The sequence below is a fragment of the Proteiniborus ethanoligenes genome (assembly GCF_900107485.1).
Taxonomy (GTDB): Bacteria; Bacillota; Clostridia; order Tissierellales; family Proteiniboraceae; genus Proteiniborus; species Proteiniborus ethanoligenes.
Map to the genome: position 1 here is coordinate 59,606 of NZ_FNQE01000010.1, position 24,011 is coordinate 83,616.

The window sequence follows — 24,011 nt, forward strand, 5'->3', positions numbered from 1 at the left end:
AAAATCAGCTCCCTAACTTTTGAATTTTTACAGCAGCTACCTTAAGCTCTGGAATCTTTGCTATTGAGTCTAATTGAGTATTTGTTAAATAATTAGCTGCACCTTCTGCAAAGTGGAAAGGCATAAACAATACTCCTTCTTCTATTATATCAGTAATTCTGGCAGTAGTAATTATTTCTCCTCTTCTTGAAGATAATTTTATTTTTTCCCCATGAGCTATTCCTAATTTCATGGCTGTTATTTCATTTATTTCCACATAGGACTCAGAAGATATTTGGTTTAATCCCTCAACTCTTCCTGTCATAGTTCGAGTATGATAATGATATAGTATTCTTCCTGTTGTAAATATATATGGATACTCTGCATCTGTGGTTTCTGCGCTTATGGTATATTCTATTGGCATAAACAAGCCTCTTCCTCTCGCTATTGAAGCCTTGTGAAGATATATAGTTCCTGGATGGTTTTCATCTAGGCAAGGCCATTGTATGCCTTCTTCCTCTAATCTTTCATACCTTATTCCTGCATATTGAGGAGTAACACCACTTATTTCCTCCATTATCTCTGATGGATGATTATACCTTTTAGTATATCCTAATCTATTCATAAGCTCCATTATTATTTGCCAATCTGGCTTCGAATCTCCAACAGGCTTTATTGCTTTTCTAACTCTTTGCACTCTTCTCTCTGTATTAGAGAAGGTCCCATCCTTCTCTGCAAAAGATGCAGCAGGCAATACTACATCTGCAAGCTCTGCAGTTTCTGTTAAGAAAATATCCTGTACAACTAAAAAGTCTAAGCTTTTTAGAGATTTTCTAACATGGTTAATATCTGGATCGGATACCATTGGGTTTTCTCCCATTATATATAAAAATTTTATATTTCCTTTGTCCGCTTCATCTAATATCTCTGGGATTGTTAAACCAATTTTAGTTGGTAGCTTTACATTCCAAGCTTTTTCAAACTTTTCCACTACCTCTGGCTTAAATACTTTTTGGTATCCTGGCAAATCTGCTGGTAAACCACCCATATCACAAGCACCTTGCACATTATTTTGTCCTCTAAGTGGATTTACTCCTGCAGATTCCTTTCCCACATTTCCACAAAGTAATGCTAAATTTGATATGGACATTACAGCATGGGTTCCTGTAGTATGCTGAGTTACTCCCATAGCATAATATATTCCTGCTTTATCTGCTTCTCCATATATTAAGGCTGCTTTAATAATATCTTCTGCAGCTACACCACAAATCTCAGCTACTACCTCAGGTGTATAGTCTTTTACAGCCCTTTCTAGCTCTTCATAGTTTTCTGTTCTTTCTTCTATATAAGCCTTATCCTGCAATCCCCTTTCAATAATTACATTCATAATACCATTTAACAATGCTATATTGGTTCCTGGTTTAATTTGAAGAAACACATCTGCATAATTAGCTAGCTCTATTCTTCTAGGGTCTGCTACAATAAGCTTAGCTCCTTTTTTCTTTGCTCGCTTAATCATTGTCCCTATTACAGGATGATTCTCAGTAGTATTAGACCCTATAACAAACATAGCGTCTGTGTTTAGTATTTCTTCTATGCTATTTGTCATAGCTCCGCTTCCTAGTGTAGTTGCAAGCCCTGCAACTGTTGAGGAGTGTCAGAGTCGAGCACAGTGATCTACATTATTTGTACCTATTACTGCTCTAAAAAGCTTTTGGAACAGATAATTTTCTTCATTAGTACATCTTGCAGACGTAAGACCTGCAAATGCGTCTGATCCATTTCCTTCTTTTATTTCCCTTACTTTGCTTACAATTAAACTATATGCTTCTTCCCACGTTGCTTCTTCAAATACACCATATCTTTTTATGAGGGGAGTTTTCAATCTGTCAGGATGATTTATAAATGGGTATGCAAATTTTCCTTTAACGCACAGCAAACCATTGTTTGATGGTCCTTTTCCTGGCTCTACTCCTACTACCTTATCACCCTTTACTAATAAATCTATTTGGCAGCCAACACCACAATAAGAGCAGGTTGTTCTGACCTTTTTTGTTTCCCAAATTCTAAACTTTTCTTTTGATTTTGGCATTAATGCCCCGACGGGGCATACAGAAACACAGTTTCCACATGAAACACATACAGAATTAGATAGCCCTTCATCAAAGGGTGTTGCTACCTTTGTAATAAAGCCTCTATCGCTTAATCCAATAGCATTAGTTCCCTGTAGCTCAGAACATACTCGTACACACTTACCACAAAGTATACATTTGTTTTGATCACTATAGTAAAAAGGATTAGAGCTATCTATAGGATAACTTTTTTTAGCACCTCTAAAGCTACCTTCTGTTATGCCATATTCATAGCAATAATCTTGTAGGGCACAGTCTCCAGATTTTTCACAGGTTAAGCAATCAAGCGGATGATTTGAAACCATCAAATCTAGGACGTCTTTCCTTGCTCTTATAACTTTTTCGCTATGGGTGTTTATGACCATACCTTCCTCTGCTTTAGTAGAACAAGCCGTCATAAGGCTTCTTCTGCCTTCTATCTCTACTACGCATAATCTGCATGCAGCATGGGGCTCTAACCTTTCATCATGACAGAGGGTTGGTATATTTATACCGACTTGGTTACAAATCTGAAGTATTGTCTGGTTTTCTGCTACCTTATGGCTTTTCCCGTTTATATTAATACTAACCATATCCTATCCCCCTAAACTTTTTTTCTTTCGAATAAATCTATTTTTTCTATAATATCTGTCAGCTCTAATGCATCATTCCAGCTAGTCTCAATGAACCTTCCATCTTGTTTTTTATAAGGCTTATCTATATTATCGTTGTAAAGTAGCTCTGTAGTCAATCTACCTTTTAAGCATAAAGGTCTACCCTCTCCAGGTTTTTTAGCCCTAACACCAACACTTTTTTTGTCCCTTTTTATGACTTCAAAGTCACAACCATAATCACAGCTTTTGCATTTTACATCTTTTGCATCTAGCTCCCATACTCTTCCTTTAAAAGAAGCTCTTCTGTCTATTAGTGCCCCTGTAGGACATACTGCTACACATCTATTACATGAAACACATTTTGATTCCTCTAGGCTGAAGTCTGCATCTGCTACTATTCTTGTATCAAAGCCTCTCTCTGCAAATGACAGCACTTGCCTGTCAGATACTTCTGCACATGTTCTTACACATTTACCACAAAGTATACACTTGCTTCCATCCCTTAATATATAAGGACTTGAAGTGTCTATTATTTCTTTCCTTCTCTCTCCACTATGTTCTCTAAATTTTACATCATATCTATATGCATACTTTTGTAATAAGCACTCGCCTGCTTTTTGACAGGTTAAGCAATCATTAGGATGATTGTCTAATAAAAGCTGAAGTATGGTTTTTCTCATCTTTATTACTTTTTCACTTTCTGTATATACTACCATGCCTTCAGATACAGGTGTAGAGCATGATGTTTGTAGCTTTGGATTTCCTTTTATATCTACAATGCACAGCCTACATGATGAAACTATTTCAAGCTCTGGATCATAGCAAAGAGCTGGAATTTCAATGCCAAGCTTTTCAGCAGCTTGTAGGACAGTAAGGTTATCTGCAACCGTGACCTTCTGGTCATCTATCATCAATGTAACATAGCCCATTTTTTATCCCCCTATTATTTACTTCTTAATTATTGCATCTACAGGACATGCTGCTTGACAAGCTCCACATTTAATACATTTCTCTTGATCTATTACATGAAGCTCTTTAACTTTTCCAGAAATACATGATACAGGACAACTTCTAGCACATTTTGTACATCCAATACATTTATCTGTAATAAAGTATTGTAGTAATTCTTGACATGCCCCTGCTGGACATCTTTTTTCATAAACATGTGCTTCATACTCATCTCTAAAATATCTAAGAGTAGATAATACTGGGTTAGGTGCAGTTTGACCTAAGCCACATAGAGACGCAGCCTTAATGGTTTCAGCTAAGCTTTCAAGTTTTTCTAAGTCTTCAGGCTCTCCTTCTCCTCTAGTTATTTTTTCTAATATTTCAAGCATTCTTTTTGTACCCTCTCTACATGGTGTACACTTGCCACAGGATTCATCTACTGTAAAATCAAGGAAGAACCTTGCAATGTCTACCATGCAGGTATCCTCATCCATTACTATCATACCACCTGAGCCCATCATAGAGCCAAGCGCAATAAGTGTCTCATATTCTATAGGTACATCTAAATGATCACTTGTAATACATCCACCTGATGGTCCTCCTGTTTGTACTGCTTTAAATTTCTTTTCATTAGGTATTCCGCCACCTATATCATAAATAACCTCTCTTAAGGTTGTTCCCATTGGAATCTCAACTAGCCCAGTATTATTTATTTTGCCACCTAATGCAAAAACCTTAGTTCCTGGTGATTTTTCAGAGCCTATTTCATTAAACCAATCTGCTCCATTAAGTATTATTTTAGGAATATTCGCATAGGTTTCAACATTGTTTATTAAGGTAGGTTTTTGCCAAAGTCCTTTATTTGCAGGAAATGGAGGTTTGTTTCTAGGCATACCTCTCTCTCCCTCAATGGAGGCTATTAATGCAGTTTCTTCACCACAAACAAAAGCACCTGCTCCTAATCTTATCTCTAAATCAAAGCTGAAATCTGTATGGAATATATTTCTGCCTAATAATCCATATTCCTTTGCTTGTTTAATTGCAATTTCAAGCCTTTTTACTGCTATAGGATACTCTGCCCTAATATATATATATCCTTCATCTGCCCCTATTGCATATCCTGCTATTGCCATGGCTTCAATAACAGCATGAGGATCTCCTTCTAATATACTTCTATCCATGAATGCTCCTGGGTCACCTTCATCTGCATTGCACAATACATATTTTTTGTTACCATTGGCCTTTGCAGTAAACTCCCATTTTAATCCTGTAGGGAAGCCTCCGCCTCCTCTTCCTCTAAGACCTGAAGCCTTAATTGTATTTATAACTTCATCAGGAGTCATTTCTGTAAGAACCTTACCTAATGCCTCGTATCCGTTATATGCTATATATTCAGTAATATCTTCAGGGTTTATTACTCCGCAATGGCTTAATGCTACTCTCACTTGCTTTTTATAAAAGCCTATTTCATTTATAGATTTTATAACATCATCCTCTACAGAGTGTTTATATAATAATCTTTTTACTATTCTTCCTTTATATAAATGTTCTTCTACAATTTCTTTTACATCTTCTACTTTAATATGACTGTAAAATGCACCTTCTGGATAGATTATGACTATAGGCCCAGCCTCACAAAGACCAAAACATCCTGTTCTCACGACTTTTATTTCATTGTTTAAGCCTTTATCTGTTAGTAATTCATTGAATTTTTCCTCAATCAAATCAGATTTAGAAGAAGTACAGCCAGTTCCCCCACAAATTAGCACATGTGACCTAAAATAATTCATTTGATTTAATGCCCCCTTATATTAAACTAAGATTCTTTATTTTCATAATTTCCTATTGTATATTCTGTTATTATTTTACCATTAACTATGTGCTCAGCCACTATTTGTTTTGCTTTTTCTGGATTTACATCAACATAGGTTGTTTTTCCTTCGCCTTTCTTGTAGATTTCCACTATAGGCTCTAATCTACAAACACCTATACATCCGGTTTGAGATACAGTTACATCTTTAAGCTTTCTCTTATTTACTTCTTCAATTAGCGTCATAAGTACAGGTCTTGCTCCTGCGGATATTCCACAAGTTGCCATGCCTACTACAATTCTAATTCCTTCCTTGCTGTTTCTAAGCTCAACCCTTTCGATAGTTTCCTCTCTAAGCCTTTTAAGTTCCTCAAGAGACTTCACTTAAACACCTCCAGAATTTTTATTTCATAAAGCCTTAATCCATTCATTAGTATTTTATTTTGAACTTGCTTGTAATTAGAAAATTATACATGTTTTTACATAGAAAATTACATATTTGCAGCTATGGTAATATAGGCTATTTTAATAGTCTCGGATAATATTTATTTTTTATATTATTTTTAGGGTATTTAAAGTTTTGAAATGAAAAATTAATAAGATTAGCTAATTAAATATATTGTCATCACTAGTTTAATACTTGTCAATATATGTGTCAACTTGTGATATTTTTTAGACAATCCAAGTGTTTTTAGTTTGTTTACTTTGAAATAGACTTTTTCTTATGACTTTTAAAATTTTTAGGTCCATATACTTACAAACCTCAGCTTATTAGCTGAGGTTTATAAGTATTCTATAATTGTTATGTTTTTTATAGCTTAATAAACATATACTATTAATTGTTTATATTTACTATATACTTATCTCTTTTTATATAATGAGTATGAAGAAGCTGGTGAGCTTTATGGCTATTTGGCTTCTCTAAAAATTCATCATAAATCTTTTTAATCATAGGATTTTCATGAGACTTTCTTATTGCCTTTCCCATATCCTCATTGTATAGAGCCTTAGCTCTTGTTTTCATTACATCCTTCGTATATCTATCCTTTGCACTTATATAAGGCTGGCCCCCACCTGTTACGCATCCTCCAGGGCAGCCCATTACTTCAATAAAATGATATTCCTTTTCACCAGATTTTACTTTTTCTAAAAGCTCTTTAGCTTTACCTGTGCTATGAGCAACAGCTACTTTTACCTTTAATTCACCTAAATCTATTTCTGCCTCTTTGATTCCTTCAGTTCCTCTTACTTGCTTAAAGTCTATATTTTCTAGCTCTTTCCCAGTTACAACCTCTGCTACAGTTCTTAAAGCAGCTTCCATAACTCCACCAGTTGCTCCAAAGATTACACCTGCCCCTGTTGATTCTCCTAGAACATCGTCAAAGTCTTCATCTTCTAAGTTATTAAAGTCTATACGTGCTTCCTTAATCATCTTTGCTAATTCTCTAGTAGTTAATACTGCATCTACATCTGGATAGCCTGTTGCAGCAAGTTCTTCCCTTTTTGCCTCGAATTTTTTAGCAGTACAAGGCATTATTGACACTACATAAATATCCTCTGGTTTTATATTGTTCTTTTCTGCGTAGTAAGATTTTATTAATGCTCCTAACATTTCGTGAGGAGATTTACAAGTAGAGAGATTATCTAAAAATTCAGGATAATAATGCTCGCAGAATTTTATCCAGCCTGGAGAACAGGATGTAATCATAGGAAGCTTCCCATTATTCTTTAATCTACTTAGTAGCTCATAGCCTTCTTCTAATATAGTCAGATCTGCTGCAAAGTCTGTATCAAAGACTTTATCAAATCCTAATCTTCTTAACGATGCAGCCATTTTCCCAGTTACGCTTGTTCCCATCGGGAGTCCAAACTCTTCTCCTAAAGCAGCCCTAACAGCAGGGGCAGTTTGAACAACTACATGCTTATTAGGATTTTCTAAAGCATCCCATACATAGTCAATAGCATCCTTTTCTCTCAAAGCTGCTACAGGGCAAACTGCTATACATTGACCACAGTTAATACAAGCTACTTCACTTATTCCTTTATCAAATACAGGTCCTACTGTTGTTTCAAAGCCTCTATTTGAAAATCCTAATACTCCAACTTGCTGAACATTATTGCATACACTTACACATCTACCACAAACAATACATTTACTTGTATCTCTAACTATAGAATGAGAAGATAAATCTAGCGTGCTTTCAGTTTTTTCTCCTTCAAATGGAATTTCCTTTATTCCCATTTCATTAGATAGTGTTTGTAGCTCACAGTTTCCATTTCTTGCGCACATTAAGCATTCTCTGTTATGATTAGAAAGCAATAGTTCTAGGGTAGCCTTTCTAGCCTCTCTTACAGCTTTTGTGTTAGTTTTTACAACCATTCCTTCACTTACTGGTAATACACAGGAAGTTTGAAGTGCCCTAGCTCCTTCTACTTCAACTAAACACATTCTACATGCTCCTACCTCATTTATATCTTTTAAAAAGCAAAGAGTAGGTATGTCTATTCCTATAGCTCTCGCTGCATCTAATACAGTAGAGTCAGCAGGAACTTGAATTTTTTTATTATCTATAGTAATCGTAACATTACTCAACTTATACACCCCTTTTCACCCATAATAAATTACTTAGTAGTAATTGCACCGAAAGGACACTTTGCCATACATTCGCCACATTTAATACATTTGTCCTTGTCTATTACATGTACGGTTTTTCTTTCTCCGCTAATTGCTTCAACAGGACAAGCTTTTGCACATAAAGTACATCCCTTACAAAGCTCTGGTATAATTCTATATGTTAATAGCGATTTACATGCTCCTGATGGACAAATTTTATCATATACATGGGCTTCATACTCATCTCTAAAATACTTCATTGTTGATAATACTGGGTTAGGTGCAGTTTGACCTAAGCCGCATAATGCCGATGCTTTAATGTTATTTGCAAGTTTTTCTAATTTATCTAAGTCTTCTGGTTCACCCTTACCAGAAGTAATTTTTTCTAATATTTCAAGCATTCTTTTAGTTCCAATTCTACATGGAGGACATTTACCACATGATTCGTCTACTGTAAAATCAAGAAAGAATCTTGCTATGTCTACCATACAAGTATCTTCGTCCATTACTATCATTCCGCCCGAACCCATCATTGAACCAAGCTCAAGAAGAGTTTCATACTCAATAGGTACATCTAAATGGTCACTAGTTATACATCCACCTGATGGTCCACCGGTCTGTACAGCTTTAAATTTCTTCCCATCTGGTATACCGCCACCTATATCATAAATAACCTCTCTTAAGGTTGTTCCCATTGGTATCTCAACTAGGCCAGTATTGTTTATTTTTCCACCTAATGCAAAGACCTTAGTACCTGGTGATTTTTCCGTTCCGATTTCTTTAAACCATTCAGGTCCTTTAAGAATTATTTGAGGAATATTTGCATAGGTTTCAACATTGCTTAGTAGTGAAGGTTTTCCCCATAATCCTTTATTTGCAGGGAATGGTGGCTTCGTTCTAGGCATTCCTCTTTGTCCTTCAATAGATGCTATTAGTGCCGTTTCTTCACCACACACAAAAGCACCTGCACCTAATCTTATTTCCATATCAAAGTTAAAATTAGAACCAAATATGTTGTTTCCTACTAGTCCCATTTCCTTTGCCTGATCAATTGCTATTTGTAGTCTTCTAACAGCTATAGGGTATTCTGCTCTAACATAAATATAGCCTTGATTTGCTCCTACTGCGTATCCGGCTATAGCCATAGCTTCTACTACTGCATGAGGGTCCCCTTCCAGAATACTTCTATCCATAAATGCACCTGGGTCGCCTTCGTCTGCATTACATAGTACATATTTTTTATCTCCTTCTGCATTAGCAGCAAACTGCAGCTTTAGGCCTGTTGGGAATCCTGCTCCACCTCTTCCTCTAAGTCCTGAAGCTTTTATTACATCGATTACTTCCTGTGGAGTCATTTCTGTAACGACCTTTCCTAAAGCCATATAGCCATCAAATGCTATATACTCACTTACTTCTTCAGGGTTTATTATTCCACAGTTTTTAAGTGCCACTCTTTTTTGCTTACTATAAAATCCTATGTCATTTATAGATTTAATTACATCATCTTCTACAGCATCTTTATATAGAAGTTTTTTTACTATTCTTCCCTTTAGAAGATGCTCTTCTACTATTTCATCAACATCCTCTACTTTAATGTGACTATAGAAAGCTCCTTCTGGATATACAATAACTATTGGTCCTGCTTCACACAATCCAAAGCATCCAGTTCTAACGACTTTAACCTCTTTTTCTAGTCCTTTTTCTGCTAAGTACACTTCAAATCTTTCTTGAATTTTATCTGAACTAGAAGAGGTACAGCCAGTACCACCACATATTAAAACATGCGATCTAAATATTTCCATTAATCTTGCCCCCCTTACTTAGTTTGCTTCGAACAATTCGAATAATATTTTATTTTTACAAAAATTAAGGAACTAAAATCGTTAATTTATTAACAATTTTAAGTGCTGCAAACGTTAACTCAATAACTTATATCTTTTAACTCAGTATTAAACCAGAATAAAAGGCTTGAATACAATAAAGTAACTTTTTTATAATTGTTATATATTCTCTTCTGCTCCAATAGTATACTCACTTACTACTCTGCCATTAACTATGTGCTCTGTTATTATTTTCTTAGCTTTTTCAGGATTCATATTTACATAAGTAACTTTTTCTTCATCTTTAGAGTAAACTTCAACTATAGGCTCTAATCTACAAACACCTATACAGCCTGTCTGTGTTACTACAACTTCATTTAAACCTCTTTTGTTAACCTCTTCTATTAGTGTCATTAAAACTGGCCTAGCTCCTGCTGATATTCCACAAGTTGCCATGCCTACAACTATTCTAGTAGTTGCATCCTGTACTCTCAAATCAATTTTTTCTAATGCTTCATCTCTAAGCTTTTTTAACTCTTCTAGAGATTTCATATCTACACCCCCAAAACTAATAGTTTTAATAAAATAATCAATATGTTCATTAGACTTTAAACTTTTATTTTATTACATAGCTATAAATATTTTACTAGAATGGACTTCGTTATACTATTAGTATAACCTTATTAGCCTTTGTATTTTTCCAGTATACCATCTACTTCTTCTGCCTTTAATCTTCCATATACATCTTCATTAATAGTTATTACTGGCGCTAACCCACAGGCTCCTATACATCGTGTAGCTTCTAGTGAAAACTTCCCATCAGGAGTTGTACTACCAACTTGAACATTAAGATTTTCCTTTATTCTGTCAAGTATGGCCTGTGAACCTTTTACGTAGCAAGCTGTACCTAAACAAACTCCAATCTGATATTGTCCTTTAGGTACAAGTGTAAATTGTGAATAAAATGTAACTACACCATAGATTTCTGACAAGGGTACTTTTAACTCCTCAGAAATTAAGGTCTGCACTTCAATTGGTAAGTAACCAAATATTTTTTGAGCTTCATGAAGTACAGGCATTAGTGCACCTTTGGTGTTCTTGTTCTTTTCCATAACCTCTTTTAATTGCTTAATCTTTTCTTCGTTTTGCTTCCAATCAAATTTAAAAGCCATTGAACAGAGCCCCCCTTAATTATTAAAGTTTTATTGTTTGTTAAATTTTTGTCTTTTAATATTAAAAAAATATAAACTGTAGATTAAATTGGACTAACGTACTCATTTTTTCTAGCTACTACAAAGATTTATTATCCATATAGTTTACTAGGATTCACAAAAAATATTATATATTATTACCAATTATAAGTCAATGTAAATAGCAGTTGTTTAATAAATAACAACATAATAAAAGCTACATGTTTGTAACTATTTTATTTGCAATGTGTTTTAATAATACCTTCCATTACTATTATAGCTTTTCCACCAATCAATATGACTTCCCCTGCTGCTGCTTCTCTAATTTCACATAGTATTTCGCTTGGTCTATCCATGTATTGTCCTTGCTTTACAACTATAGCATCAGTTTTTAATATATTGTGCTTTTTTAAATAATGCATGAGAGCACCATTTGCAGTTCCTGTAGCTGCTTCTTCATATATGCCTACTAAAGGTGAAAAATTTCTACAATATATAAGCTGATTTGATTTGTTTAGGGTAAACACATGGAAACCTATTGTGTCTTTAGATATACATAGTCCTTCCATTTTTTCAAAATTTACTTTTAGGTTTTTAAGAGTTTCCTCACTCTTAACAGGTACAATAATATCCTTTAACCCTGTACTTATGATTTCAGGCTTTAAGTCCATATCTTCTAAGCCCAATTGTTCCTTTTCTATACCTAAAATCTCTGTAATTTCTTCCAGTTCATTAATTATTCCAAAGGATTTTGGGCTTTTCTGATGCATTAGCACTTTTTCAATTTTATCATTCTTAAAATATAACTCTACTGGTAAAAGACCAGCTTTTGTCCTTTGGGTTATTGTAACCTTTTCTCTTCCCTCTGACCTTATATAGCCTTTTTCTCCTAATGCGTAAAAGGATGCTATTGTAGCATGTCCACATAAATCCACCTCGCATTTAGGTGTAAAAAATCTTACCTCAAAACAGTCTTTATCAATCTTCGTAATAAAAGCTGTTTCAGATATATTCATTTCATTTGCTATTTTTTGCATGTCTTGCTCTGTGAGACCTTTAGCATCTGGCACAACACCAGCAGGATTACCTCCAAAAAGCTTGTCCGTAAAAGCATCCACTTGATATATTATAGTCTCCATGTTCCTCCCCCTAGGTAATCTTTTGTATGAGTTAGTTTTTAATGGTTTTGTAATAAATTTTACAAGTTCTATAGATTACACGTTTTATAAGTTTTACCGTCAGTAGAAAACACATGTCAATTTCCTTCATTTATTTATAAACGTTGACATAGCTATCCAGAAAACCATTTATTGATTCACGAGTAAAGTTGTTTTTATGTTTTATAGCTCTTTAAACATTAGTCCTTATATATAAATGATTATATCAAAATTGCTTTAAATTATATATGGAATTATTTGTCGCTAATTTGAAAGAATATATACTTACAATTCAAGTTCCGTTTGTAATGTTGCTTTGTTATAGTTTTTTGTTTCACGTGAAACATTATTTTGAAAGAATTTCTAAAATCCTATCAAGGTCGTCATCATTATAATATTCAATTTCAATTTTTCCTTTATTAGAACCTTTAGATATCAAAACCTTAGTCCCAAGAATTTTTCTTAAGGATTCTTCAATTTCTAAGATTGTTGGATCTTTCTTCAGTCTTTCTTTGGCTTTCACATTTGTATTATCTTTGTTTTTTTTGTTTAGAATGTCCTTTACAAGCTTTTCCGTCTCTCTTACATTTAAATTGTTTTCTATTATTGTTTTGCAAAGTTTTAATCTAATTTCTTTGTCTTCAATAGAGAGTAATGCTCTTCCATGTCCACTAGAAATATCTCCTTTAACAATTAGGTTAATTACTTCTTCATCTAGGTTTAAAAGCCTCATAGTATTCGCTATATATGGTCTGCTTTTCCCTATAGCTTGTGAAATTTCTTCTTGAGTAAGCTTGTATTTTTCAGATAGATTTTTATATGCGAATGCTTCTTCTATTGGATTTAAGTCCTCTCTTTGTATGTTTTCAATCAAAGCTATTTGCGATGATTCGATTTGGCTTAACTCTTTAACTAAGGCAGGAACTTGTTTTAAGCCAGCTTCTCTTGCAGCTCTCCATCTTCTTTCTCCTGCGACTATCTCATAACCCATATCTGTTTTTTTCACAATTATAGGCTGTAATATTCCATGTGCTTTTATTGATTCCACAAGTTCATTTAATGAATCTTTATCAAATTCTCTTCTAGGTTGGTCTCTATTAGGCTCAATAAGAAAAATATCAACAAGTAAAACTTTATCATTAACATCTTCATTTGTATTAAAATCCAACAATGGTTCATCTGGAATTAAGGCAGACAATCCTTTGCCTAAACCACGCTTTTTAACTGACACAATTATCAATCCTCCATATAATCTAAAAATTCCCTTGCTAGTTCCATATAAGCCTCCGCTCCCTTTGACTTGGGATCATATTCAATAATGGATAATCCATGACTTGGCGCCTCTGCCAATCGTACGTTTCTAGGAATTATAGAGGTATATACTTTGCCTCTAAAGTATTTTTTAACCTCATCTACTACTTGAATAGATAGATTAGTTCTACCATCAAACATACTTAGAACAACTCCTTCAATATCTAATTCAGGGTTTAAGCTGTTCTTTACAAGCTTAATAGTATTCATCAACTGGCTAACTCCTTCGAGGGCATAATATTCACATTGGATAGGTATGACCACACTATTAGCTGCAACTAAAGCATTTATAGTTAGCAGTCCTAAAGAAGGAGGACAATCTATAAAAACAAAGTCAAATTCATTTATTATATCTATTAATGATTCTTTGAGCTTAAGTTCCCTATTTTCTCTATCAGTTAATTCGATTTCAGCACCAGCTAACTCTGTTTTAGAAGGAACTATAAAAAGGTTTTCTAATTTCGTATCAATAATAGCCTCTTTTATATTTAGTCCATTAATTAAAACATCATAAATAGAAAAGCTGATTTCTTCTTTATTTATTCCAAATCCGCTAGTTGTGTTGCCCTGTGGATCTATATCTATGACTAATATTTTTTCCCCGAGACTTGCAAGACAAGCGCTTAGGTTTACATTGGTTGTGGTCTTTCCCACTCCACCTTTTTGATTAAATATAGCAATTATTTTACCCATGCATTACACCTCGCTTTCAGTGTCATATTCTTTTGTACAGAAATTTTATCTAATATAATTAAAACCCTTAAAGCTATATTTCGTCAACTAAAATAATAATCCTTCTCTTTTTATCAAAATACTAATAAGATAATTTTATAAATAAAAAAAGCATAAAAAAACTTAGCATACTTGACCATATGCTAAGTAAATTACATAAAACTAACCGTTTTGTGTTTTTGGTATCTTCAGAGTTACTTCAACAAATTCCCCCATGTCTTTCTGCTCAAATTTGGCATCTACTCCACTTTCCCTAATCGCATTATATGCATTTCTAATTGTATTTAAATAAATCTTATAGTTAATGAGGCTTTTAATATTTTGTCTATGATTTGGCTCTTCTTCCTTAGTTAAGTCTTCAAGAATAGTTTTTATTAAGCTTTCAGTTTTTTTAACAGTCAATTCTCTTTTTATTATTTTATCTAACACAGCAAGCTGCATATCTTCACTTGGTAGCTTTAGCAGCGCCCTTGCATGTCTTTCAGTAAGCCCATTTTCAATAAGTGATTTTTTTATTTCATCTGATAATCTTAAAATTCTCAATTTATTAGCCACAGTAGATTGATTCTTTCCTAATCTTTCTGCTAATTCTTGTTGTGTAAGTCCATGATCCTTTATTAAACTATTATATCCATCAGCTTCTTCTACAAAGTTCAAATCCTCTCTTTGTAAGTTTTCTATAAGAGCCACTACTGCAGAATCCTTATCCTTAAGCTCAACTACAATAGCTGGTATGTTTTCTAACTGGGCTAATTCAGATGCTCTGAGTCTTCTTTCACCTGCTACTAACTCATAGCTTTCATCACCAATTTTTCTAACACTTATGGGCTGTATTACGCCATAAGTTTTAATAGATTGACTAAGCTCTTCTAAGGATCTTTTGCTAAAGCTTTTTCTAGGCTGATATGGATTAGGTTTTACTGATTTTATGGGAATATAACTAATTTCCTTATTTAAATTACTCATGATATCATCCCTCTCACATAAGCTATCCTATACTGTATTTAATTTCTATAAATGATTACAGTTTCCTTCTAAAAATAATGTTTTCTTTTGACTTTCGTAATACATATTACCCTATGTTTCTACTAATTATAAAGGGTTTTTCTTAATTTTTCCCCCTTGTCTAGGGTATTTTGTCGGAGTATGACTTGTCTTTTTAATAATTAATAAACTGTGTACAATATCGCTATTTGGAATTTTAATATCAATCTTATCCTCCAGCTCTCCACCTAAGATTTTAATAGCATTTCTTGAGCCCTCTACTTCCTCTTTAGAATCCGAACCCTTCATAGCAATAAAATACCCTCCTATTTTTACAAAAGGTAAACAGTATTCTGATAAAATATTCAAGGAAGCCACTGCCCTAGATACAGCTATATCATATTGCTCTCTGTACTCCTTATTGTTTCCAAGAGCTTCTGCCCTTTCATGTATAGTACTTATATCTTTAAGTTCCAGCTTCTCTATAACTTCATTTAAAAATTTTAACCTCTTATTTAAACTGTCTAATAAAAGAATTTGTGTATCATTTTCTACAATTTTAATAGGCATGCCAGGAAAGCCTCCTCCTGTACCTATATCAATAATCTTTACCCCCTTAACAATTTTTCCAGTCTTAAAAATTGTTAAGCTGTCCAAAAAGTGCTTAATATCAATTTCTGCATCATCTTTAATAGCAGTTATATTAATAACCTCATTCCATTCCTTCAATAATGATTTAAACTTAGCAAACTTATCTCTTCTATCCTCATCTAAATCTATGCCAAGCTCTGAAATGCCAGAAATCAACACATCAATATTGCTCATTATTTTCACTCCAATATAAATTATTTAGCAGCCTTAGCAAAATATTAAGCTATTTATTCAAACGTCTTTGCTGCTCAAGATATATCAATAGTACATTAATATCTGCAGGGCTAACTCCTGCAATTCTAGAAGCATGGCCTACTGATTCAGGCTTCATAGAATTTAATCTTTGTCTTGCCTCAAGTCTTAAACCCTTTATCTGACTATAGTCAATATCTTCACTGAGTTTTTTTCCTTCAAGCTTTTTAAACTGCTCTATTTGCTTTAACTGTTTAGCTATATAACCTTCATATTTAATTTCAATCTCTACTTGTATTCTCGCTTCTCTAGTAAGTTCCGGTCTTTCATCATCTATTTCTTTAAGAATATCATAGGTTATCTCAGGTCGCTTAATGAAATCATACATAGATGTGGGAGTTTTCAAAGGGGTAGTTCCTATTCTCTCACAAAACTCATTTATTTCTTTATTTGGAGTAATTATTTTCTTTTTAAGCCTGCCAATTTCCCTTTCCATTTCCTTCTTCTTATTAATCATCTTTTCATATCTTTCTTTAGTAGCAAGTCCTATATTATATCCTATTTCAGTTAGCCTTAAATCTGCATTATCTTGCCTTAAAGTAAGTCTATATTCTGCCCTAGAAGTCATCATTCTATATGGATCATAGATTTCCTTAGTAACTATATCGTCTATTAAAACACCTATATAAGCCTGTGATCTGTCAAGAATTAACGGATCTTCTCCATTTAGCTTACGAACCGCATTAATGCCAGCCACTAAACCTTGTGCGGCCGCTTCTTCATAACCAGATGTACCATTAATTTGTCCCGCAAAATACAAGTTTTCTATTTCCTTATATTCTAATGACCTTTTAAGCTGAGTAGCATCTATACAATCATATTCTATTGCATAAGCTGTTCTCATAATTTTTACATTTTCAAGTCCAGGTACTGTTTTATACATTTTAATTTGGACATCCTCAGGAAAAGTCGTAGACATTCCTTGCACATACATTTCGCAAGTGTCTAGTCCCTCAGGCTCAACAAAAACCTGATGACTGGTTTTCTCAGCAAATCTAACAACCTTATCTTCAATAGAAGGACAATATCTAGGGCCTACTCCTTCCATCTCTCCTGCATACATAGGAGACCTGCTTATATTGTCTCGAATAATTTTATGTGTTTCTTCATTTGTATAAGTTAAGTAACACGGAACCTGCTCTATATCTAAGCTTTCTGTCATAAATGAAAATGGTATTATTTCCTCATCTCCAGGCTGTATCTCCATCTTACTGAAATCTAAGCTATCTCTATGAACTCTTGCTGGAGTACCTGTCTTAAATCTTCTCATTTTAATACCTAAATCCTTTAGGCAATATGATAGCCTGTTAGCTGGGAAAAGACCATTAGGTCCACTTTCATAATTTATTTCTCCAATAAAAACTCTTCCTCTTAGATAAGTTCCTGTAGCTATTATAATTGCATCAGCCTCATATATAGCACCTGTATTTGTAAGTATTCCTTTTACCATATTATTTTCAACAAAAATTTCTACAACCTCTCCTTGAACTAAATCCAAGTTTTCTTGTTTCTCTAAGGTTGATTTCATAACTCTCTGATATAAATTTTTATCTGCCTGACCCCTTAAGGAATGTACTGCTGGTCCTTTTGATGTATTAAGCATTTTTATTTGTATAACAGATTTATCTATTATCCTACCTATTTCTCCGCCTAATGCATCAACTTCTCTTACTAAATGTCCTTTTCCAGTACCTCCTATATTAGGATTACATGCAAGAAGAGCTATAGCATCAAGGCTTATAGTTAAAAGAAGAGTTTTTTTGCCCATTCTAGCAGAAGCAAAGGCTGATTCACAGCCAGCATGACCTGCACCTATTACTATAACATCATATTTTCCTCTATTATATTGAAATAATTTTTCCATAAAATAACTCCTTCAAACCAATTTAATATTATCTATTTTCCAATACAAAATTCTGAGAATATTTTATCTATAATATCCTCTCCGACTGTATCTCCAGTGATTTCTCCTAGATTTTCCCAGCAATATTTGATATCAACTTCTATACAATCCAGAGGCATATTCAAACCTATTGATTGTAGTGCCTCCTCAATATTTTCCTTAGCTTTCAATAACTGATCTCTATGTCTTACATTATTAATAATAATATTATCCTTTATCTTAACTTCAGAGGACAAAAACATTTCTTCTATATTATTTTCTAAGGCTTCAATGCCTTCATTATTTGCAATAGATGTATTTATGATTCTTTTATTAGGTAGATATCTTTCAATATCCTCTTCAGATATTTTACTAGGAAGATCTGATTTGTTTAACAGTACTATCACTTTTTTGTCTTTGATCAAGTCAATAATATGAAAATCCTCCTTTGAAAGTTCTGTAGAAGTATCAAATACAGAAATAATCAAATCTGCTTGATTTAATAATTCCTTTGCTCTGTCTACTCCTAGTCTTTCAACTATATCTTCAGTATCTCTAATCCCTGCAGTATCAACTATTTTAAGTGGAACTCCTTTAATATTAACATATTCCTCAATAACATCCCTCGTTGTTCCTGGAATATCTGTTACTATGGCTCTATTTTCTCTTAAAACAGCATTAAGTAATGATGATTTCCCAACATTAGGCTTACCTAGAATTACAGTTTTTAACCCTTCTTTTAATATTCTCCCTGTATATACTGTCTCTAATAAACTACTTAACTTGTTTAATACCTGTTCACCCTGCTCCTTTAAGCTAGAATATGCAAGGTCTTCTACATCGTCCTCTGGAAAATCAATAGAGGCCTCCACATGTGCAAGCATGCCTAATAGTGTGTTCTGTAATTGTTTAACTTCTTTTGAAACACTTCCCTCCAGCTGATTTAAGGATACATCAAAACTTGATTCAGTCTTTGCACTAACAAGATCCATTACAGCTTCAGCTTGGGATAAGTCTATTCTACCATTTAAAAATGCTCTTTTTGTAAATTCACCTTTCTCAGCAAGTCTAGCACCATTCTCTAAAACTAACTCAAGTATTCTCCGAACAGGTATTATTCCTCCATGACAATTTATTTCAACTATGTCTTCTGTAGTATATGTATAAGGAGATTTAATATATACAGCTAAAACCTCATCTATTTTTTTGCCATCTTTAGGATCAATTATATGTCCATAATTAAGCTTACGTTCTTCGCATTCCCTTAAGCTAGCTTGTCTTTTATTTCTAAAGATTTTATCTCCTACATCTAAAGCTTTTTTGCCACTTATTCTAATAATGCCTATGCCTGCCTCTCCAGGAGCAGTGGCAATAGCAGCAATTGTATCAAAATCCAATCCTATCACCTCATTAAATCATATTAAAAATAACTATGATAAATATATTAACTATAGATATGTAGTATTAGTATACCAAAAAAAACTATTACATAACATAAAACCCAGTATTTTTTATACTGGGTTTTTAATTAACGCTTTGATTCTATTACAACTCTTCTATACGGCTCTTCACCTTCACTAAAGGTTCTTATACCTGAATCATTTTGAAGTGCCGAATGTATAATCCTTCTTTCATAAGGATTCATAGGCTCTAGCTTTATAATTCTTCTGTATGTTTTAGCCTTATCTGCCATTTTGTTAGCCAATCTAATTAGAGTTTCTTCACGCTTTGCTCTATAATTTTGAATATCTACTAATACTCTTAAATATTTCTCTCTGTTTTTATTAACAACAAGACTTAGTATATATTGCAAGGAATCTAAAGTGTTTCCTCTCTTACCTATAAGAATACCCATATCAGAATTAGAAATATTTATAACATCAATCAAAAGGTCGTTTTCATTCTTTTCAATTACTAAAGTACCACTAATATTCATCTTTTCAAATAAGGCATATAAAAAGTTTTCAGCTAAATTTATAGGATCATTAGCTAATGTAACTTTAACCTTAGCTTCTTTCGTACCTATAATACCAAATAAACCTTTACTAGGCTCTTCTAATACTTCAATAATTACATCTTCCTTTGTTGAGTTTAGATCTGATAATGCTAAACTTACAGCTTCATCTACTGTTTTCGCTGTTTTCACTACAGATTTCATATTATTTTAACTCCTCCTTGATTTTACCTATGGACCTATTAGTAAAGTATTGTTGCACTATTTGGAATATATTACTTATAGTCCAGTAAAGAGTAAGACCAGCAGCATATTTGGAACCAATCCATAATATAAAAATTGGCATCATAATATTCATAGTTTTTTGAGTAGATTGTGCTTGACTATCTTGGGCAGTAGTTTGAGTAGCTGTCATCATTTTACTTGATAAATATGTTGTAGCTGCAGCAATTATTGCAAGTATAGGTATATTGTAGCCAGCTATGCTTAAACCATTCATAACACCATCAATCATAGTGCCAGGACTAAGCCCAATATCTTTTATCCAGAGGAAGCTTCTATTTATACCTTCGTATACTGCTTGTTCACTAAATACATAAGGAACAGGAGATTGCATTGCCCTAAAATAAGCAATAATTATTGGAAATTGAATTAATAGAGGAAAGCATCCACCAAAAGGGTTTGCCTTATGCTCCTTATAAAGCTCCATTGTTTTAACGTTTAACGTTTGAGGATCATTTTTGTATTTCTTCTGTAATTCTTGAACCTTAGGCTGTATTTCCTGCATTGTCTTCATAGACTTCATTTGCCTAAGAGTAAGAGGTAATAACAAAAACTTAAAAATAATTGTAGTTACCACTATTGCTAATGAATAAGCAGATAAAGATTTAAAATCCAAATTTAGTCTTAATAGTGTATCAAATATGAACTTTAATAAAACCCCTAAAGGTTTTGCAAATATATCTATCATTAAGTAACCCCCTTTTTATTCTAGAGGATCATATCCTCCAGGGTTAAATGGATTGCATTTTAATATTCTTTTAATGCTTTTAATGCCACCCTTTAATAAACCGTATTTTTCAATGGCTTGTATAGAATATGAAGAACAGGTAGGATAAAATCTACAAGTCCTAGGTTTTAAAGGAGATATTTTTCTTTGATATAGCTTTATTAAATATATAACAAGCCTTTTCACCCTTAATCACCTTTTTTAAGTAACCCAGCCAATTTAAGCAGATGCAAAAGAGCACTTTCTATTTCATTATAGCCAACTTCCTTTGCATTAGCTCTAGATAAAAAGATTATATCATAACCTTGCTTCACCTTGCCACTATTCAATCTATAAGCTTCCCTAATCCGTCTTCTAATTTTATTTCTAACTACACTTTTTCCAATCTTTTTAGTAACAGCAATTCCTATTCTATTATTTTCCAAATTGTTTTTAACAAAAAAAATAACTAGATATTTATTTGCAAAAGATCTTCCTTTGTCATATGTCTTTCTAAAATCTCTATTACTTTTTAACTTTTGTTTATTATCCATTAAAATAACTCCTTAGAGATTTCCTTTTAATTGAATAAAAAGGCCACATAATGCGGCCTTATGCTGACAATTTTTTTCTACCTTTTCTTCTACGTCTTCTCAACACTTCTCTACCAGATTTTGTACTCATTCTTTTTCTAAATCCATGTTCTTTACTTCTTTGTCTCTTTTTTGGTTGATAAGTTCTTTTCATACTAACACACCCCCTTCAAATACTCCCACTTATATCAATTTGGTTAATTATCAACTTTATCCTAAAAATACGGACACTACTATATGATTATATTAGCATATAAACCTAATGTCAAGAAATTATAAATATATTTATAGGGATTTTAGTGTAGACATAAATTTTTAAAAAATAATTATATATTTATCAAAAAATTTTTTATTTCAAACTCTTTTCTAAAAATATTATATATTCATTAATATATAACATCTGTTGATAATAATATTCCACATTATATTGATTCTGTGGATATCTTAATATATTGTTGATAATTATGTATTTTTTTGATATTATAAATACAACTGTGGATTATAGGTTGTGAGTTTTAATAGTTATTAACAGTCTGTGGATAAATTTGTGTATAACTTTTTTCTATTTGTAAATTGTTAACTTGCAATCATTGAATTTCTCTTGCGTATTATCCACATTCTTAGTAAGTGCAAATATGTGAATAACTGCATAGATTATTCTTTTTTTATTTACTTACTAAACTTATTAACACATTATTCACATTTTTTATATTTACCATGTTTATAATTATTATTCATTTATTATAAGCTATTATTTTATATCTTTGTGGATAATGCTGTTGATATTTTTTTGCTTTTTTCTATTAGTCTTAAAAATTATTGTTATAATAATTTATTATTTGACTATAATCAGTTATGAATAGGAGGGGAAAATATGGGCTTTAAATTAGAAGATATTTGGAGTAGTGCCTTAAAACTTATAAGAAATGAATTAACAGAAGTTAGCTTTAATACTTGGCTTAAAACAATAGACCCTATAACTTTAAACGATAATTTCATAATACTTGGTGCTCCAAATGAATTCACTAAAAGTATACTAGAATCTAGATACCTTATCTTAATAAAAAATGCTTTAAAACAAGTTTCAAATACAGATTTTGAAATTAAATTTCTTATTCCAGGTGAGGACATTTCTATTGACATTGGACAAACAGTCGTTAATGAATCAACTGAAAATGGAACTTCAAGATCACAGCTAAATCCCAAATATATATTTGATACCTTTGTTATTGGAAATAGTAATAGACTAGCACATGCTGCATCCTTAGCAGTAGCAGAGGCCCCTGCACAAGCGTATAATCCATTTTTCATATATGGAGGAGTTGGACTAGGCAAAACTCACCTTATGCATGCAATAGGCCATTATATACTTAATCAAAATCCTAAAGCAAATGTTGTATATGTATCTTCAGAAAAATTCACAAATGAACTTATAAATTCAATCAGGGATGATAAAAACGTAGAATTTAGAAACAAATATAGAAATGTAGATGTATTATTAGTAGACGATATTCAATTTATTGCTGGAAAGGAAAGAACTCAAGAAGAATTTTTCCATACATTTAATGCATTACATGAAGCAAATAAGCAAATTATAGTATCTAGTGACAGACTACCTAAAGAAATACCTACTCTAGAGGATAGACTTCGTTCTCGATTTGAATGGGGGCTTACGGCGGATATCCAACCACCAGATTTAGAAACTAGAATCGCTATTTTAAGAAAAAAAGCAAAAGTAGAAAATATTGATATACCTAACGATGTAACACAATATATTGCTACTAAAATTCAATCAAATATAAGGGAATTAGAAGGAGCATTAATAAGGGTTATAGCTTATTCTTCTTTAACTAATAACGAGATTAGTGTCGAGCTGGCAACGGAAGCCTTAAAGGATATTCTATCGAATACTAAATCTAAAGAAATAACTGTAAAATTTATCAAAGAAATTATATCTAAAAATTTCAATATCAAGATCGAAGATTTTAACTCTAAAAAAAGGACAAGATCGATTTCTTATCCTAGACAAATAGCTATGTATCTATGTAGAGAGCTTACTGATTTATCTCTCCCTAAAATAGGAGAAGAATTTGGAGGAAGGGATCATACTACAGTAATTCATGCATACGATAAAATATCTTCTGATATAGAAAGCAATGTAGAACTAAAGCAAAAAATTGATGATATAGTAAGTGAAATAAAAGGCAATTAATTAACAACGATTTGTTATTAACCTGTTTATATTATGTTAATAATAATTTAATTATTTTTTTTATATTAATAATGTGGATAAAATAAGCAACCTTACTAACATATTTTCAACAGCTATATATCAAAGTATTTCATAGGATTTTAATGTTATCCACATATTAACGGTCTCTATTACTATTACTACTATTATATTTATATCTATATATCTCT

The 24,011-nt window shown here is 32.6% G+C and carries 20 protein-coding genes and 1 pseudogene; 1 reads left to right on the forward strand and 20 read right to left on the reverse strand.

Going from position 1 to position 24,011, the window contains the following annotated elements; genetic code table 11:
* Positions 1-4: 4 nt before the first annotated feature.
* The 20 genes from fdhF to rpmH all read right to left on the reverse strand — a co-directional run bounded on the left by fdhF (position 5) and on the right by rpmH (position 21,744).
* Positions 5-2,683, reverse strand: a complete 2,679-nt coding sequence (gene fdhF / locus BLV37_RS05615) for a formate dehydrogenase subunit alpha (protein ID WP_091728478.1) — start codon at positions 2,681-2,683, stop codon at positions 5-7.
* 11 nt (positions 2,684-2,694) lie between these two features.
* Positions 2,695-3,633: an NADH-quinone oxidoreductase subunit G gene (locus BLV37_RS05620; RefSeq protein ID WP_091728481.1), complete on the reverse strand. Its 939-nt coding sequence runs from the start codon at positions 3,631-3,633 to the stop codon at positions 2,695-2,697.
* 18 nt (positions 3,634-3,651) lie between these two features.
* On the reverse strand, positions 3,652-5,442 hold the full coding sequence (nuoF, locus tag BLV37_RS05625) for an NADH-quinone oxidoreductase subunit NuoF (protein WP_091728484.1): 1,791 nt from the start codon (positions 5,440-5,442) through the stop codon (positions 3,652-3,654).
* A 26-nt stretch (positions 5,443-5,468) separates the two neighbouring features.
* The gene (locus BLV37_RS05630; RefSeq protein ID WP_091728487.1) at positions 5,469-5,846 is read right to left on the reverse strand and encodes a (2Fe-2S) ferredoxin domain-containing protein; all 378 of its coding nucleotides are present in this window, start codon (positions 5,844-5,846) and stop codon (positions 5,469-5,471) included.
* Positions 5,847-6,297: 451 nt separating this feature from the next.
* The gene (locus BLV37_RS05635; protein ID WP_091728490.1) at positions 6,298-8,055 is read right to left on the reverse strand and encodes an NADH-dependent [FeFe] hydrogenase, group A6; all 1,758 of its coding nucleotides are present in this window, start codon (positions 8,053-8,055) and stop codon (positions 6,298-6,300) included.
* A gap of 29 nt (positions 8,056-8,084) precedes the next feature.
* Complete coding sequence (gene nuoF, locus BLV37_RS05640) at positions 8,085-9,878, reverse strand: NADH-quinone oxidoreductase subunit NuoF (RefSeq protein WP_091728492.1); 1,794 nt, start codon at positions 9,876-9,878, stop codon at positions 8,085-8,087.
* A gap of 198 nt (positions 9,879-10,076) precedes the next feature.
* Positions 10,077-10,448: a (2Fe-2S) ferredoxin domain-containing protein gene (locus BLV37_RS05645; protein ID WP_091728495.1), complete on the reverse strand. Its 372-nt coding sequence runs from the start codon at positions 10,446-10,448 to the stop codon at positions 10,077-10,079.
* Positions 10,449-10,579: 131 nt separating this feature from the next.
* Entirely contained in the window at positions 10,580-11,068 is a 489-nt protein-coding gene (gene nuoE / locus BLV37_RS05650; RefSeq protein ID WP_091728498.1) for an NADH-quinone oxidoreductase subunit NuoE, read from the reverse strand.
* Positions 11,069-11,322: 254 nt separating this feature from the next.
* Complete coding sequence (locus BLV37_RS05655) at positions 11,323-12,225, reverse strand: PhzF family phenazine biosynthesis protein (RefSeq protein ID WP_091728501.1); 903 nt, start codon at positions 12,223-12,225, stop codon at positions 11,323-11,325.
* Positions 12,226-12,589: 364 nt separating this feature from the next.
* Positions 12,590-13,474, reverse strand: coding sequence for a ParB/RepB/Spo0J family partition protein (locus BLV37_RS05660; RefSeq protein WP_091728505.1), 885 nt, complete (start codon positions 13,472-13,474; stop codon positions 12,590-12,592).
* Between the two features lie 5 nt (positions 13,475-13,479).
* Positions 13,480-14,247 (reverse strand): ParA family protein, encoded by a 768-nt coding sequence (locus BLV37_RS05665; RefSeq protein ID WP_091728508.1) that lies wholly within the window; start codon positions 14,245-14,247, stop codon positions 13,480-13,482.
* Positions 14,248-14,448: 201 nt separating this feature from the next.
* Positions 14,449-15,252: a nucleoid occlusion protein gene (gene noc, locus BLV37_RS05670; protein WP_091728510.1), complete on the reverse strand. Its 804-nt coding sequence runs from the start codon at positions 15,250-15,252 to the stop codon at positions 14,449-14,451.
* 126 nt (positions 15,253-15,378) lie between these two features.
* Positions 15,379-16,095 carry a 16S rRNA (guanine(527)-N(7))-methyltransferase RsmG gene (rsmG, locus tag BLV37_RS05675; RefSeq protein WP_091728513.1) on the reverse strand — a complete coding sequence of 239 codons (717 nt, stop codon included), beginning with the start codon at positions 16,093-16,095 and terminating at the stop codon, positions 15,379-15,381.
* A gap of 49 nt (positions 16,096-16,144) precedes the next feature.
* The gene (mnmG, locus tag BLV37_RS05680; protein ID WP_091728515.1) at positions 16,145-18,037 is read right to left on the reverse strand and encodes a tRNA uridine-5-carboxymethylaminomethyl(34) synthesis enzyme MnmG; all 1,893 of its coding nucleotides are present in this window, start codon (positions 18,035-18,037) and stop codon (positions 16,145-16,147) included.
* Positions 18,038-18,069: 32 nt separating this feature from the next.
* On the reverse strand, positions 18,070-19,452 hold the full coding sequence (gene mnmE, locus BLV37_RS05685; RefSeq protein ID WP_091728518.1) for a tRNA uridine-5-carboxymethylaminomethyl(34) synthesis GTPase MnmE: 1,383 nt from the start codon (positions 19,450-19,452) through the stop codon (positions 18,070-18,072).
* A gap of 131 nt (positions 19,453-19,583) precedes the next feature.
* On the reverse strand, positions 19,584-20,213 hold the full coding sequence (gene jag / locus BLV37_RS05690) for an RNA-binding cell elongation regulator Jag/EloR (protein WP_091728520.1): 630 nt from the start codon (positions 20,211-20,213) through the stop codon (positions 19,584-19,586).
* Position 20,214: 1 nt separating this feature from the next.
* Positions 20,215-20,979 (reverse strand): YidC/Oxa1 family membrane protein insertase, encoded by a 765-nt coding sequence (locus BLV37_RS05695; RefSeq protein ID WP_091728523.1) that lies wholly within the window; start codon positions 20,977-20,979, stop codon positions 20,215-20,217.
* Between the two features lie 15 nt (positions 20,980-20,994).
* Positions 20,995-21,204, reverse strand: a complete 210-nt coding sequence (gene yidD, locus BLV37_RS05700; protein ID WP_091728526.1) for a membrane protein insertion efficiency factor YidD — start codon at positions 21,202-21,204, stop codon at positions 20,995-20,997.
* A gap of 2 nt (positions 21,205-21,206) precedes the next feature.
* A complete protein-coding gene (gene rnpA, locus BLV37_RS05705; RefSeq protein WP_091728529.1) occupies positions 21,207-21,551 on the reverse strand; it encodes a ribonuclease P protein component in 345 nt (114 codons plus the stop codon).
* A gap of 58 nt (positions 21,552-21,609) precedes the next feature.
* Entirely contained in the window at positions 21,610-21,744 is a 135-nt protein-coding gene (rpmH, locus tag BLV37_RS05710) for a 50S ribosomal protein L34 (protein WP_091728531.1), read from the reverse strand.
* A 720-nt stretch (positions 21,745-22,464) separates the two neighbouring features.
* Here rpmH and dnaA point away from each other — a divergent pair.
* Positions 22,465-23,734: pseudogene (gene dnaA / locus BLV37_RS05715) on the forward strand (chromosomal replication initiator protein DnaA); the annotation flags it as partial.
* Positions 23,735-24,011 lie beyond the last annotated feature (277 nt).

Bases quoted from the DNA above. Each gene is read 5' to 3' on its own strand.
- BLV37_RS05620 (WP_091728481.1), bottom strand. From the start codon at position 3,633: ATGGGCTATGTTACATTGATGATAGATGACCAGAAGGTCACGGTTGCA.
- nuoF (WP_091728484.1), bottom strand. From the start codon at position 5,442: ATGAATTATTTTAGGTCACATGTGCTAATTTGTGGGGGAACTGGCTGT.
- nuoF (WP_091728492.1), bottom strand. From the start codon at position 9,878: ATGGAAATATTTAGATCGCATGTTTTAATATGTGGTGGTACTGGCTGT.
- BLV37_RS05645 (WP_091728495.1), bottom strand. From the start codon at position 10,448: ATGAAATCTCTAGAAGAGTTAAAAAAGCTTAGAGATGAAGCATTAGAA.
- nuoE (WP_091728498.1), bottom strand. From the start codon at position 11,068: ATGGCTTTTAAATTTGATTGGAAGCAAAACGAAGAAAAGATTAAGCAA.
- BLV37_RS05655 (WP_091728501.1), bottom strand. From the start codon at position 12,225: ATGGAGACTATAATATATCAAGTGGATGCTTTTACGGACAAGCTTTTT.
- BLV37_RS05665 (WP_091728508.1), bottom strand. From the start codon at position 14,247: ATGGGTAAAATAATTGCTATATTTAATCAAAAAGGTGGAGTGGGAAAG.
- noc (WP_091728510.1), bottom strand. From the start codon at position 15,252: ATGAGTAATTTAAATAAGGAAATTAGTTATATTCCCATAAAATCAGTA.
- rsmG (WP_091728513.1), bottom strand. From the start codon at position 16,095: ATGAGCAATATTGATGTGTTGATTTCTGGCATTTCAGAGCTTGGCATA.
- mnmG (WP_091728515.1), bottom strand. From the start codon at position 18,037: ATGGAAAAATTATTTCAATATAATAGAGGAAAATATGATGTTATAGTA.
- jag (WP_091728520.1), bottom strand. From the start codon at position 20,213: ATGAAATCTGTAGTGAAAACAGCGAAAACAGTAGATGAAGCTGTAAGT.
- BLV37_RS05695 (WP_091728523.1), bottom strand. From the start codon at position 20,979: ATGATAGATATATTTGCAAAACCTTTAGGGGTTTTATTAAAGTTCATA.
- rnpA (WP_091728529.1), bottom strand. From the start codon at position 21,551: ATGGATAATAAACAAAAGTTAAAAAGTAATAGAGATTTTAGAAAGACA.
- rpmH (WP_091728531.1), bottom strand. From the start codon at position 21,744: ATGAAAAGAACTTATCAACCAAAAAAGAGACAAAGAAGTAAAGAACAT.